The organism is Mycolicibacterium vulneris (assembly GCF_002104765.1).
GTDB lineage: Bacteria > Actinomycetota > Actinomycetes > Mycobacteriales > Mycobacteriaceae > Mycobacterium > Mycobacterium vulneris.
Genome location: NZ_NCXM01000028.1, coordinates 23,647 through 36,142, shown reverse-complemented (window position 1 = coordinate 36,142; position 12,496 = coordinate 23,647). Strand labels below are relative to the sequence as shown.

The following is a 12,496-nucleotide window of genomic DNA, read 5'->3' as shown; positions in this document are numbered from 1 at the left end:
AGCCCGGCTTTTATTAGGCATAGGCCAGATATTCTGGCTACCTGGGGCCACGCTTTTAGCCGAGCAATGATTGCAATCGTCAGTGGTTGTTAACCGGGAATTGTGCAACGGGTCGTATTGAGATGCGTAACTTTTCGGACCGCCCGCCGGGCGCCATGAGGAGGCAATCATGACCGCAGTTCGCTACGACGATGTGGTGCCCGCCCCCATGGCGCCGGCCCCCCAGACCCCCAAGCTCCGGCCGCAGGCGCCGGCCGGCTCCGGAAACCCTCTGATGGACATGACCACCCAGCTGCTGTCCATCCCGCTGCACCAGCTGTACGCGGCGCTGTGGCGGATGGGTGTCATCGAGGTCAGCGGCTAGAAAGGGCCCGCGCACCCACCGGCAAGCCGGCCGGCGTTCCTTCTCCCCCGGCGTCCGATTGGCGATGCGCTAACGTCAACGCGTGGCCCGCATCCGCAAGCTCGTCGCAGCTCTCAGCCGCCGTGGTCCGCATCGAGTTTTGCGTGGTGACCTGGCCTTTGCCGGCCTACCGGGCGTGGTGTACACCCCCGAGGAGGGGCTGAACCTGCCCGGCGTGGCGTTCGGCCACGACTGGCTCGCCGGCGCGGCCCGCTATTCGAGCCTGCTCGAGCATCTGGCGTCGTGGGGCATCGTGGCCGGCGCTCCCGATACCCAGCGCGGCGTGGCCCCGTCGGTGCTGAACCTCGCCTTCGACCTCGGCACCGCCCTGGACATCGTGTCGGGCGTGCGGCTGGGCCCCGGCAAGATCAGCGTGCATCCGGCCAAGCTCGGCGTGGCCGGCCATGGCTTCGGCGGCTCGGCGGCGGTGTTCGCCGCGGCGGGGATGCCGGCCAAGCCCGCGGCGGTGGCGGCGATCTTCCCCAGCGTGACCAGCCCGCCTGCCCAGCAGCCGGCCGCGACGCTGAAGGTCCCCGGGGTGATCTTCACCGCGCCGGGCGATCCGAAAAGCCTGAACTCCAACGCGTCGGCGCTCGCCGAGGTGTGGGACGCGGCGACGCTGCGCATCGTCAGCAAGGCCGAATCCGGCGGGCTGGTCGAGGGCCGGCGGCTGACCAAGGTGCTGGGTCTGGCCGGACCGCACCGGCGCACCCAGCGGTCGGTTCGGGCGCTGCTGACCGGCTACCTGCTCTACACCCTGGGCGGCGACAAGAAGTATCGCGACTTCGCCGACCCGGAGGTGCACCTGCCGGGCACGGACGCGATCGACCCCGAGGCCGAGGGGATTCCGCTGGAAGACAAGATCGTCGCCCTGCTGAAGTGAGACGCTAAGGCCGACCGCGCGCGCGTGGTAAGTGTCATGGATGCGAATCGGGATCGCTCTGAATTATTCGGGTGGCTTTCACGAGGCCGTGGACCACGTGGTCGAACTCGAGAAGTCCGGCATCGAGGTCGTGGTGGTGGCCGAGGCGTATGCCTTCGACGCCATCAGCCAGCTGGGCTATCTGGCCGCCAAGACGAACACCGTTGAGTTGGCGTCCGGCGTGCTGCCCATCTACATCCGCACGCCGTCGCTGCTGGCGATGACCGCCGCGGGGCTGGATTACGTGTCCGACGGGCGATTCCGGTTGGGCATCGGCACCTCGGGACCGCAGGTGATCGAGGGGTTCCACGGCGTCCCGTTCGACGCCCCGATCGGCCGCACCCGCGAGATCGTGGAGATCTGCCGCAAGGTGTGGCGCCGTGAACGCGTGCAATACGACGGCAAGCACTACCAGCTGCCGTTGCCCGCGGATCGCGGAACTGGCTTGGGCAAGTCGCTGCAGCTCATCAATCACCCTGTGCGCGAACGTATTCCGGTCAGCATCGCCGCGCTGGGCCCCAAGAACGTGGAGCTCACGGCCGAGATCGCCGAGGGCTGGCAGCCCGTCTTCTACCTGCCGGACAAGGCCGACTCGATCTGGGGCGAGGCGCTGGCGGCCGGAGCCGCCAAGCGTGATCCCGCGCTGGGGCCGCTGGACGTGATGGTGCACGCGTCGCTAGCCATCGGGGAGAACCTCGACGAGCGGCTGGCGTGGGTCAAGCCACAGCTGGGCCTCTACATCGGCGGAATGGGCGCCAAAGGCCGCAATTTCTACCACAATCTGGCGACGCGATACGGGTTCGGCGAGGTCGCCGACCGCATCCAGGAGCTGTACCTGTCCGGCCGTAAGCAGGAGGCCATCGACGCGGTGCCCGACGAGCTGGTGCGCGGCATGTCGCTGATCGGCCCGCCCGGCTACGTCGCCGAACGCATGTCCGCCTTCGCCGAGGCCGGTGTGACCACGCTGTTACTGAACCCGTTGTCGACCGACCGCGCCGAATCCGTGCGCTTTGTCGAGGAAGCCCTGAAGCGCAAGCCTGCCTGAGCGGTCACTGCCCCGCCTGCGGAAGCTGGTCCGCGGCAATCTCGCACGGCGTTTTCTCCTGGTCGGCCGCGGGTGCCGGTTCGGCGACGGGAGCCGCGGGAGGTGCGTCCGGTGCCGGTGTGTCGGGCGGCGGGGTTTCGACCGGTTGGATCGCGTCGCCGGGCTCGGGCTGAGGTTCGCCCACGGGTTGGACCTGGTCGGCTTCGGCGGGACCGTCTGGATCGTCGGCGGTCTTGTCGGCGGCCGTGTCCTCGGAATCTTCTGCTTGGAACGGCTTTTCGTCGACGGTGTCCGGGTCGCCGTTCAACACGTCCGCGCCGTCCACCCCATCACCCGCCGATCCGATCAGCCCGCCCATCGCGTCGACGATCCGACCGGCCAGCCCGAGAAGCCCACCGCCACCGCCGAGTCCACCACCTAGACCGCCACCGCCGAGACCGCCGAGGTCGCCAGCGCCGAGACCGCCGAGCCCGCCACCCACATCGCCCGCGGGCATGCCCAGCGCGTCGCCGAGCCCGGCTCCCCAGTCCGTGGGAGGCGCGACACTGACCGGCGGCGGCGCGGGAGCGAGCGAATGCGGCGCGGCACCAACCGGACTGGGCGCAGCGGCCGTCAAAGTCGGCGCGGGATCCGCCGCCGCGACGGGCGCCGCGGATACTGGCGGGGCCAGCTGCACCGGCGCAACGCCGGTCCCGAGATCGCCGGGAAACTCGAAGCGCGCCGTCGGGACGGCGGTCATCTTGTCGATGACCATGGCGTAGGACGTCTCGACCCCGTTTGAGGCGGACCGCATCGCCGTCAACCAGTCATCGCGAATGTCGTTGTCCACGTACGGCATTACCTGCTCGCCCACCACATCGGCCGCGCCGTCCCGGTCGCCCGCCGTGACCGCGGCGGCGGCCGTCAGCCACGCCGGCCGCTGAGCGCGCACGCGGTCATCGATGGCGATGGCGGTCGCCACCTCCGAATCGACCAGATACCACAGGTTGTCGCGCAGCGACTCGCACCGCTGAGCCGCCGCGCGCAGTTCGGTGGCGACGGCGTCCGCGGTGTCGCAGTGCCGTTGCAACAGCTGCACCGCGGTGTCCCCGCCCGGGCCCGTCCACGCCGCGGCCAGCTCGGCCACCTGGGCGCGCTGCATCCGCAGCGCCTCGGCGACCACCACACCCGCCGCCCGCAGCTCAGCACAATCGCGGTCCAGCGCACGCAGGTCCAGGCCATCCTCTCCCGCATACCATTCGCGAACCTGTACGAGATGCGTTGTCAGGTCGGGGTTTTGGTAGCCCAGCGCATGACAGGCCTGCACGTAGGTCTGGGTGTGCTCGACGGCCGCGCGGCCCTCGGCGAGGCGCCCGGCCACATCCAATCGGTCGGCCATGGGCTAGGCGATCCGCGCCGCGGCATACAGTTCGGCGTCGGCGTAGCGCTCGGCGCTGGACCGCAGCGCGGCGGCGATCTCGGCCGACGCGCGCGACCACTGCGACACCTGCGCCACCAGCCGCTCCAACTCGACGCGCAGCGCGTCCCCGCGCGCGGCGTGCTCCCGGCCCGCGTTGGCGCCACCGAAAGCCAGCCTGGACAGGTGGTCGCTGACCGCGCGGTCGATGAATTCAGCCGCCATCGCGAATTGGTTAGCGACCCGCTGCGCCGCCGGCACGTCGATCTGCGTGCGCGCGATGGCTAGCGGGCATGTTCCCCCAACGAATTTCATGCCTTATCCGACGCCCGCGGGCGCGGTGGGGTTCCGGGGAGATCAGAGGGCGTCGCTGACCGCTTCGGCGACGCGGGTGGCGACCCGCTGAGCTATCTCTTTTTCGGGCGCTTCCACCATGACGCGGATCATCGGCTCGGTTCCCGAGGGGCGCAACAGGATTCGTCCGGTATCGCCCAGTTCCGCCTCGGCCTGCCCGAGGGCGGTCTGCACCGCGGGCGCCGCGGCTGCGATGTCCTTATCGGCCACGGTGACGTTGATCAGCACCTGCGGCAGCGTCTGCATCGCCGAGGCCAGCGCGGCCAGCGACGAGCCGGTCTGGACCATGCGGGTCATCAGCCGCAGGCCGGTGACGATGCCGTCGCCGGTGGAACCCAGCGCGGGCATCACGATGTGCCCGGACTGCTCGCCGCCCAGGCTGAAGTCGCCGGCCCGCAGCTCCTCCACCACGTAGCGGTCGCCAACACCGGTGGTGCGCACCGTGATTCCGGCCGAGCGCATGGCCAGGTGCAGCCCCAGGTTGCTCATCACGGTGGCGACCAGCGTCTTGGACGCCAGCTCGTCGGCCTCGTGCATCGCCAGGGCGAGCACCACCATGATGTGGTCGCCGTCGACCAGGTTGCCGTCAGCGTCGATCGCCAGGCAGCGGTCGGCGTCCCCGTCGTGGGCCAGGCCCAGGTCAGCGCGGTGCGCGACGACGGCCGCGCGCAGCGAGTCCAGGTGAGTGGAGCCGCAGTTGTCGTTGATGTTGAGCCCGTTGGGGTCGGCGTTGATCGCGATCACCCGGGCACCGGCGGCGCGGTAGGCGCGCGGGGCCACCGCGGAGGCCGCGCCGTGGGCGCAGTCCACCACCACGGTCAGTCCGTCGAGGCGCAGCGTGCTGGCCTTGCTGAGGTGGCGCAGGTAGCGGTCGGCCGAGTCCTCGGCGTCGATGACCCGGCCGATCCCCGCGCCGACCGGACGCAACCCGGGATCGACCTCCAGCAACGCCTCGATCTGGTCCTCGGTGACGTCATCGAGCTTGCGGCCGCCGGGGCCGAAGATCTTGATGCCGTTGTCGGGCATCGGGTTGTGCGACGCCGAGATCATCACCCCGAAGTCGGCGTCGTAGGCACCGGTCAGGTAGGCCACCGCGGGGGTGGGCAGCACCCCGACGCGCAGCGCGTCGACGCCCTGACTGGTCAGCCCGGCGATCACCGCCGCCTCGAGCATTTCGCCGCTGGCCCGCGGATCGCGGCCGATCACGGCTACCCGCCGGCCCGGTGCCGGAGCGCTCGCCAGGTGCCGCGCCGCCGCGGAGCCCAGCGCCAGTGCCAGCTCGGCGGTCAGCTCGCGATTGGCGACCCCACGGACACCGTCGGTGCCGAATAGTCGACCCATGCGACCAAACCTCTCACAGTTGTCGGGCTTGCACCTAACGTGCCCGTTCCTTTGTGGACGAAACGGGCCGCGTCTGGGCGCAGACACGCCGCAACCGGCCACAACTTGTGCATGACGATGCCAAGTTGTGGCCAGTTAGCGACGGCTGATCAGCGCTTGCTGTACTGAGGCGCCTTACGGGCCTTCTTCAGGCCGTACTTCTTGCGCTCGGTGGCACGCGGGTCACGGGTGAGGAAGCCGGCCTTCTTCAGCGGGGGCCGGTCCTCGGGCTGGGCCAGGATCAGCGCCCGGGCGATGCCCAGACGCAGCGCGCCGGCCTGCCCCGACGGGCCGCCGCCGTGCAGCAGCGCGTAGATGTCGAAGGCGTCCACCCGGTCGACGGTGACCAGCGGCGCCTTGATGAGCTGCTGGTGCACCTTGTTGGGGAAGTAGCCCTCCAGGGTGCGGCCGTTCAGGTTGAACTTGCCCGTGCCGGGCACCAGGCGCACCCGCACCACGGCCTCCTTGCGGCGGCCGACGGTCTGGATGGGCCGGTCGAACACGAAGGACTCGGCGGGCGCGGGGGCTTCCGCGGTCTCAGAGGCCTCGACCGGGGCTTCGGTCACCTCGGCGACGACCTCGACGGTCTCTGCGACTTCTGGGGTGTCCGGGTTCTCCGGGTTTTCGGGGTTTTCCAAGGCCTCGGGCGTTTCGGTCACTGGGCCACCTGCTTGATCTCGTACGGAACGGGCTGTTGTGCGGCGTGGGGATGCGTCGGGCCGGCGTAGACGTGCAGCTTGCGCGCGATCTGCCGGGCCAGCTTGTTCTTGGGCAGCATGCCGACGATCGCGTCCTCCACGACGCGGTCGGGGTGCTTGTCCATCAGCTCGCGGATGGTTCGGCTGCTCAGACCGCCGGGATACCCCGAGTGGCGGTAAGCCAGCTTCTTGTCCAACTTCTGGCCGCTGAAGGCGACCTTGTCGGCGTTGATGACGATGACGAAGTCACCGCCGTCGACATTGGGGGTGAACGTCGGCTTGTGCTTGCCGCGCAACAGGGTGGCTGCCGCGACGGCAAGGCGGCCAAGCACCACGTCCGTGGCGTCGATGACGTGCCACGACCTCGTGGTGTCACCCGCCTTTGGCGTGTACGTAGGCACAGCGCTTACCTTCTTCTTCTCGAGGGTGGATCCCGGTATGACCCGGGGGTCGGTCAGGCGCTCGCGGCGAGGGCTTGGTCTCGGCGACCGACATTGACCCGAGGCCCCGGCGTACCGCACGCCAACGGAGCAGCTTACCGACCGCCATCCCCGCAGGTCAAAATGACTGTGTGGTCCCGACGGCTCTCCCCCGCCAGGACCACACAGTCTCACGGCGCGGGCTAGGACCGCGCGGTGGTCTATGCCCGCTACCGCGCCCAGATGCCGGCAGCCCGGCGGTCGGCGTTGGCCACCTCTTCGGCACCGTCGCGCACGGCATTTCCCAGCTCGGCAAGTATCTCGTTGAGGGCGGTCGCCGACTGATGCCATTTCAGCTGCTCAGCCTGGTAGGCGGCGGCCGCCTCACTGGACCAGAGCTGCCGCAGCGGCGCGATTTGCGAGCTCAGCTCGTCGAGCGCGGCGTTGAAGCGGGCCGACGTGGAGTGGATCTCCTGGCGCACCGAGTGTTCGATCTCGCCGAAGTTATAGGAAAGCACGGGGTCCACGGGGATCCTCTCTCGTCACAGGTTTCCGCCGGCGGCGGCGATGTGGTGTGCATGGTTCTCGCCGGCCTCCTGCAGGGTGGCCGCGTTGTGCCGAATGGTGTCCGCGACGGTGTTGAGGGCGTGATAGAGCCGCAGTGACTCGGCGTTCCAGCGGTCCATCACGTCTTTGAAGCGGGCCGCCGCGAGCCCACCCCAGGCCGAGGGCGGCACGCCGTTCATGCGACCGACGAATGCCTGCAGCATCGCCCTGATTTCCTCGTTGCGGGCGTCGGTGGTACCCGCCACCGACCGCATCAGGTCGAGGTCGGTGCTCAGCGAGTTCGAAGCAGCCATACCAACTACGACCCCGGGGCGAGTCCTTCGGTTCCACCGAATTTCATCCGATCGCGTGGGCGGACCGCACCGCCTGCTCGCAGGCGCCGTGGACGGCGCTTTCGTCGCCGGCCCGGCTCTGGCAACCGATGCTGATCCGAACGGGACCGTCCAGCAGCACCGTCCAGCGCACGTGATGCCCCGGACGCACTTCGCGATAAGTCACCGCCGGTCGGCCGGCGCTGGTTGCGGACGGGTTGAAGTCGACAAACACCCCGGGGGCCTCGGCATCGATCGCGCGCTTCAACCGCTCGGCGGTGCCGCTCAGGGTCTCGCCGGCGACCGGCGACTGGGTGATGTGCAGGGCCAGGTCGGGATCCGTCGGCGAGGTGACCTGCACCCGGGCCGAGCCCGGTCCGCCGACCACCCGCTGCGACGACCACGTCGCCGGCACCGACAGCGCCACCCGGCCTTCCACCAGAAACGTTGTGGGCGCGGTCTCCACCGGTGTGCGCGCCACCTCACCGGGTCGGCCCATCGTCACCGCGGTCGGCGCCGCGGCGGCGACCACGATGGCGGCCGCCCCCACCCCGCTTAGCACCCGGCCGCGCGCTCGGCCGGCACGGGCAGGCGCGGTGGCGGCCGTTCCCGACCGCCGGGCGGTTGCCGGGTAGGCCGACCGCGCGACGCGCGCCAGCCGAATGTCGTTGATTTCAAAGACTTCTGGGGTGTCCCGGTCGGCGCTGCGCACCGCGTCGGCAATGAGCCGTGCCAGCGCCGACGCACCAACGACACCGCTCGGCGTATCGATCAACACGGCTTCGGGCGCCGTCGCCGCAACGATGTCCGCAACGTCGCGGGCGACGCAAAGCGGCTCGGCCGTGCGCGGTATCGCCGTGACCTCGCCCGCGGTGATCGCCACCAGACGCTCCGCGATTTCGACCACTGCCGTCGCGTCCGGTGCGGCGCGGGACGCCCGCATCAGCAACGACGATCGCGCGTGCGTTTGGCCGGCCACGGCCGCCGCGGCCGCGCACACCACGCCCATGCGCGCCGCCGACCACCACGACGGGTGCACGACGATCGTTCCGTCGCAGTGGCCGCGACTTGCCGAACGCAACGCGGCTTCCCACAGTGCATCGACGGCCACCGGCCGCTCCCCTACCAGCGCCACCCGGTCGTCAAGCGCATCCAGCGCCGCCCGAACCATCTCGGCCGTCTCGTCGTCCGCGACGATGCTTGTGGCGCAACATAACCGCCGGATCGTGCTGGGCCCGGCTTCCACGATTGCGGGATGTTCGCTCACGGCGCGCTCCAGGCAACCTGGACAAGTTCGTCGGCACCGGTCCGCGTGGTCAGGATGCCGCGGCCCGGCGGCAATCGCGGCGGCGCAGTGGAACCGAACGATGCGCGCTCAGCCGGGCATCCGCTCATCATCAGAGACGCGGAACCGAGATCGCGCAAACTCGCCAACAGCGGCTCGAACATCGCCCGCTCGAGCCCACCGCTGCGGCGCGCGATGACCAGGTGCAATCCCAGATCCGCCGCGTACGGTAAGAATTCGACGATCGGCGCCAGCACATTGCCCGCCGGGCCGGTGACAAGGTCGTAGTCATCGACGACGACGTAGAGGTCCGGTCCGGACCACCAGGAGCCACTGCGCAACTGGGCCTGGCTCGCATCGGGCGGCGGCATCCGCGCCTGCAGAGACCCGAGCAGGTCGGGCAGCAACACCGACAGGGCGGCGGGCGATATAGCGTAACCGCCGAGATGTTCCGACTCGACGACACCGAGCAGCGCGCGCCGAAAGTCGACGATCGACAGCCGGGCTTGCGCGGGCGCCTTCGTTCGGACGATCTCCCGGCACAAGGTCCGCAGCGTCGCGGTCTTCCCGCACTCGTTGTCACCGAGGACGAGAAGATGCGAATCACGCTCGAAATCTATTGTAATTGGCTGTAGTTCGCGCTCCCCCAAGCCGAGCAGTATCCGCCTGTCCAACCCGGCGCCCGACCGGCGTACCACGGTCTCGCGGTCGACATACGTGGGCAGCAGCGGTATCGGCGGAGCGACCGACGCACCGGCGGGCACCTCGGCGACGGGCAAGGCGATCACCATGTGCAGGCCCTCGTGGGAAAGACCACGGCCCGGACTGTCACGAGGCACATGCTGCGCGGTCTTTCGGTCGATTCCGGAGTCCGCGGGATCGCCCAGCCGTAACTCGATGCGGGTGCCGATCTGGTCCCTCAGTGAGGGCCGTACCTCGGCCCACCGCGACGCCGACAACGCCACATGCACGCCGTACGAAAGGCCTTGAGCCGCAAGCATGCTTATCGGCTCCTCCAGCGTGCCGAATTCTTGGCGCACGCTTGCCCAGCCGTCGATGACAAGGAACACGTCCCCGAACGGATCACCGGCTGCGCCGAGGGCCCTGCGCCGCTGACGGTATTGGGCGATCGACGCGATGCCATGCTCTCGGAACAGTGCTTCACGGCGCCGAACGACCGACTCGCATTCGGCGACTATCCGGCCGACGAGAAGCGGCTCCGCTCGCCCGGCGACCGCACCCACATGCGGCAGCGTGCGCAACGCCGACAGCGCCCCACCACCGAAATCCAGGCAGTAGAACTGCACCTGGCCGGGATCATGCGTGGCCGCCAGGGCGGTGACGAGCGTGCGCAACGCCGTCGACTTGCCCGATTGGGGTGCGCCGATGACCGCCAGATTGCCCGCGGCCCCCGACATGTCGACCATCAGCGGCGCTCGGCACTGATCGAGCGGCCGGTCGACGGTACCGATGGGCACGGCCAGGCCCCCCGGCGTGCACGCGACGTCGGCCAGCACGGTGCGCAGCGCCGGCGCCGGCCCGAGCGGGGGCAGCCAGACCCGGTGCGCCGGCGGCCCCTGACCGGACAGCCGGTCCAGGACAGCGCTCGAGATGGTCCGTTCGGGGGTCCCGCTCTCCCCGGTGGCGCGGCTGACCGCTCCCACGATCCGGGTGCCGAACGACCGGACCGAACCCGCCCCCACCGTGGCCGCGCGGGCCGGCGTGTTCGTCGGCAGCGGCGCCGACACCAGCGCCGCCTGGAAGCGAATCGGTTCACCGCCGCCGATGCGCAAGAAGCCGGCGCCAGGGGTGCTGGGCAGTCGATATGCGTCGAGGCTACCCAGTACGGTTTGGGATTCGTTGGCGGACAGCGTCTTCAGGCACATCCGGTATGACAGGTGGGCTTCCAGTCCGCGTAGCCGTCCCTCATCGAGGCGCTGACTGGCCAGCAGCAGGTGCATACCCAGCGACCGGCCGAGGCGGCCGATCGCGACGAACATGTCGGCGAAATCCGGATGCTGGCTGAGCAGTTCGGAGAACTCGTCGACGATGATGAACAGCGTGGGCAGCGGGGCCCACGCCCTACCCTCGCGCGCCCGCTCGTAAGCCGCGACGCTGACGCAGCCCGCCGTTCGCAACAGCTGCTGGCGACGGTTCATCTCGCCGGCCAGGGCATCGCGCATCCGGGCCACCAGCGGCGCGTCGTCGGCCAGGTTGGTGATCACCGCGGCTACGTGTGGGGCCGGGGCATAGTCAAGAAATGTTGCGCCGCCTTTGAAGTCGACGAGCAGCAGGTTGAGCGTTTCCGGCGAGTTGTGCGCCATCATGCCCAGTGCGATGGTGCGAAGCAGCTCCGACTTGCCCGACCCGGTGGCGCCGATGCACAGCCCGTGTGGGCCCATCCCGTCCTCGGCCGGCTCTTTGATGTCCAGCTCGAGTGGGACATCCTCCATGGTGGTTCCGATCGGCACCCGAAGGCGGTCGCGGTGTCGTTGGCGACGCCACAACGCGGTCGGTTCGAAGCGGTCCAGGGTGGAAAGCCCGGTCAGCTCTGGCCAATTGGGGCCGGTGCTTCCCGGGCGGTCCGTGCGCGCGTGGTATCCGGCGAGCCTGCGCGCGCATATCAGCGCATCGATGGGGCTCATCTGGTCGGGACACCAACCCGGTGTGGTCAGGGCGGGCGTTCGAAGTTTCAGCGGTGCGCCGCCGCCGGTGCCGGCCCCGATGATGGTTGCGCCGACGAACGGATCGACGACCTCGGAGAGATCGTCGACCACGACGACTTCGGGACCTTGCACCGCGGAGAGCGCACCCCTCGCCTGCGCCGCACTCGAGTAGATCATCCGTACCGGACCCACCTCGTCGGCATCTACCGGATGTTGGTTGTGCGGAAGCCATTTGAGCCAATCCCAGTGGCCGCGCTTGTCGTCGTCGACGGCGGCCGCGATCAGCATTTGGTCTGGCGCATGCAGCACGGCGAGTTGGCAGAGAATCGCGCGCACTAACCCGCGTACCTCGCCCGGCTCGCCGTCGATCGTCACGATCGTTCCCGCACGCAGATCGATCGTGACCGGGGCGCGGATCGTCGAATGCGCGTCCAGGAAGCGCTGAAGTGCCATGGCGGTGACCGGATCGCGCAGCTGCTCCGGCGGAAATTGCGGGGCCACCAGGCGGCGCGCGAGCGGCTGGCTTCCCATGCCGACGCGCACGAGGCCGAAGTCGGCGTCGGTTGGCCGCCGCTCCCACATTCGTGGGCCGCCGATCAGGGTCCACAGCACGTCGGGATCGGGGTCCCGGCTGATCGATGACCGGCGTTGTGCCACAGCAATTTCGGACACGGAACGACTAAGGGTGCTGAGATAATCGAGATACCGGTCACGATCTGCATCGAGCCCACCGCCTCGCCGACGAGCACGACCGGTCACCCCCGTCACCACGGTTGAAACCAGCATCATCGCCGGCAGCGCCAGGACCGCGGGGTTGCGGGTCATGCCGGTCCCCGTGGAGAACACCGCCGCCATGGTGCCCATGCACGCCAGCGAGAGCGCAATCGGCAGTAACCGTGGCAGCATGCCCGGCGATGCCGGGGACGGCAGCTCGGGCGGAGCGTCGACAACGATGTCCCCGCCTGGCGCCGCAGGCACCAAAGCATGCGTCATCTCGCACCTCCCGGTCCGGGGACATTAGGTAGCACCGAGACCGGCGACAAGTCACCT

General features: G+C 69.5%; 12 protein-coding genes. 3 read left to right on the top strand and 9 right to left on the bottom strand.

Annotated features, from left to right (window positions below):
- Positions 1-169: 169 nt before the first annotated feature.
- The 3 genes from B8W69_RS22900 to B8W69_RS22890 all read left to right on the top strand — a co-directional run bounded on the left by B8W69_RS22900 (position 170) and on the right by B8W69_RS22890 (position 2,370).
- Positions 170-364 carry an Rv1535 family protein gene (locus B8W69_RS22900; protein WP_085292048.1) on the top strand — a complete coding sequence of 65 codons (195 nt, stop codon included), beginning with the start codon at positions 170-172 and terminating at the stop codon, positions 362-364.
- An 82-nt stretch (positions 365-446) separates the two neighbouring features.
- Positions 447-1,286 carry a dienelactone hydrolase family protein gene (locus B8W69_RS22895; RefSeq protein WP_085292047.1) on the top strand — a complete coding sequence of 280 codons (840 nt, stop codon included), beginning with the start codon at positions 447-449 and terminating at the stop codon, positions 1,284-1,286.
- Between the two features lie 40 nt (positions 1,287-1,326).
- Positions 1,327-2,370 carry an LLM class F420-dependent oxidoreductase gene (locus tag B8W69_RS22890; protein WP_085292046.1) on the top strand — a complete coding sequence of 348 codons (1,044 nt, stop codon included), beginning with the start codon at positions 1,327-1,329 and terminating at the stop codon, positions 2,368-2,370.
- Positions 2,371-2,374: 4 nt separating this feature from the next.
- Here B8W69_RS22890 and B8W69_RS22885 read toward each other — a convergent pair whose 3' ends face one another.
- From B8W69_RS22885 to eccCb, 9 genes are all read right to left on the bottom strand, one after another.
- Positions 2,375-3,748, bottom strand: a complete 1,374-nt coding sequence (locus B8W69_RS22885; RefSeq protein ID WP_085292045.1) for a hypothetical protein — start codon at positions 3,746-3,748, stop codon at positions 2,375-2,377.
- Positions 3,749-3,751: 3 nt separating this feature from the next.
- Positions 3,752-4,081: a type VII secretion target gene (locus B8W69_RS22880; protein ID WP_085292044.1), complete on the bottom strand. Its 330-nt coding sequence runs from the start codon at positions 4,079-4,081 to the stop codon at positions 3,752-3,754.
- Between the two features lie 42 nt (positions 4,082-4,123).
- On the bottom strand, positions 4,124-5,461 hold the full coding sequence (gene glmM / locus B8W69_RS22875; protein WP_085292043.1) for a phosphoglucosamine mutase: 1,338 nt from the start codon (positions 5,459-5,461) through the stop codon (positions 4,124-4,126).
- A gap of 149 nt (positions 5,462-5,610) precedes the next feature.
- Complete coding sequence (gene rpsI / locus B8W69_RS22870; protein ID WP_085292042.1) at positions 5,611-6,159, bottom strand: 30S ribosomal protein S9; 549 nt, start codon at positions 6,157-6,159, stop codon at positions 5,611-5,613.
- On the bottom strand, positions 6,156-6,599 hold the full coding sequence (gene rplM / locus B8W69_RS22865) for a 50S ribosomal protein L13 (protein ID WP_007773455.1): 444 nt from the start codon (positions 6,597-6,599) through the stop codon (positions 6,156-6,158). The genes rpsI and rplM overlap by 4 nt, the downstream gene beginning before the upstream one ends.
- A 248-nt stretch (positions 6,600-6,847) precedes the next feature.
- Positions 6,848-7,150 (bottom strand): WXG100 family type VII secretion target, encoded by a 303-nt coding sequence (locus B8W69_RS22860; protein ID WP_110882028.1) that lies wholly within the window; start codon positions 7,148-7,150, stop codon positions 6,848-6,850.
- 9 nt (positions 7,151-7,159) lie between these two features.
- Complete coding sequence (locus B8W69_RS22855) at positions 7,160-7,477, bottom strand: WXG100 family type VII secretion target (RefSeq protein WP_085292040.1); 318 nt, start codon at positions 7,475-7,477, stop codon at positions 7,160-7,162.
- Between the two features lie 43 nt (positions 7,478-7,520).
- Positions 7,521-8,762 (bottom strand): type VII secretion-associated protein, encoded by a 1,242-nt coding sequence (locus tag B8W69_RS22850; RefSeq protein ID WP_085292039.1) that lies wholly within the window; start codon positions 8,760-8,762, stop codon positions 7,521-7,523.
- Positions 8,759-12,439 (bottom strand): type VII secretion protein EccCb, encoded by a 3,681-nt coding sequence (gene eccCb / locus B8W69_RS22845; RefSeq protein WP_085292038.1) that lies wholly within the window; start codon positions 12,437-12,439, stop codon positions 8,759-8,761. The genes B8W69_RS22850 and eccCb overlap by 4 nt, the downstream gene beginning before the upstream one ends.
- Positions 12,440-12,496: the final 57 nt, after the last annotated feature.

Bases quoted from the DNA above. Each gene is read 5' to 3' on its own strand.
- eccCb (WP_085292038.1), bottom strand. From the start codon at position 12,439: ATGACGCATGCTTTGGTGCCTGCGGCGCCAGGCGGGGACATCGTTGTC.
- B8W69_RS22900 (WP_085292048.1), top strand. From the start codon at position 170: ATGACCGCAGTTCGCTACGACGATGTGGTGCCCGCCCCCATGGCGCCG.
- B8W69_RS22890 (WP_085292046.1), top strand. From the start codon at position 1,327: ATGCGAATCGGGATCGCTCTGAATTATTCGGGTGGCTTTCACGAGGCC.
- B8W69_RS22880 (WP_085292044.1), bottom strand. From the start codon at position 4,081: ATGAAATTCGTTGGGGGAACATGCCCGCTAGCCATCGCGCGCACGCAG.
- B8W69_RS22855 (WP_085292040.1), bottom strand. From the start codon at position 7,477: ATGGCTGCTTCGAACTCGCTGAGCACCGACCTCGACCTGATGCGGTCG.
- glmM (WP_085292043.1), bottom strand. From the start codon at position 5,461: ATGGGTCGACTATTCGGCACCGACGGTGTCCGTGGGGTCGCCAATCGC.
- B8W69_RS22885 (WP_085292045.1), bottom strand. From the start codon at position 3,748: ATGGCCGACCGATTGGATGTGGCCGGGCGCCTCGCCGAGGGCCGCGCG.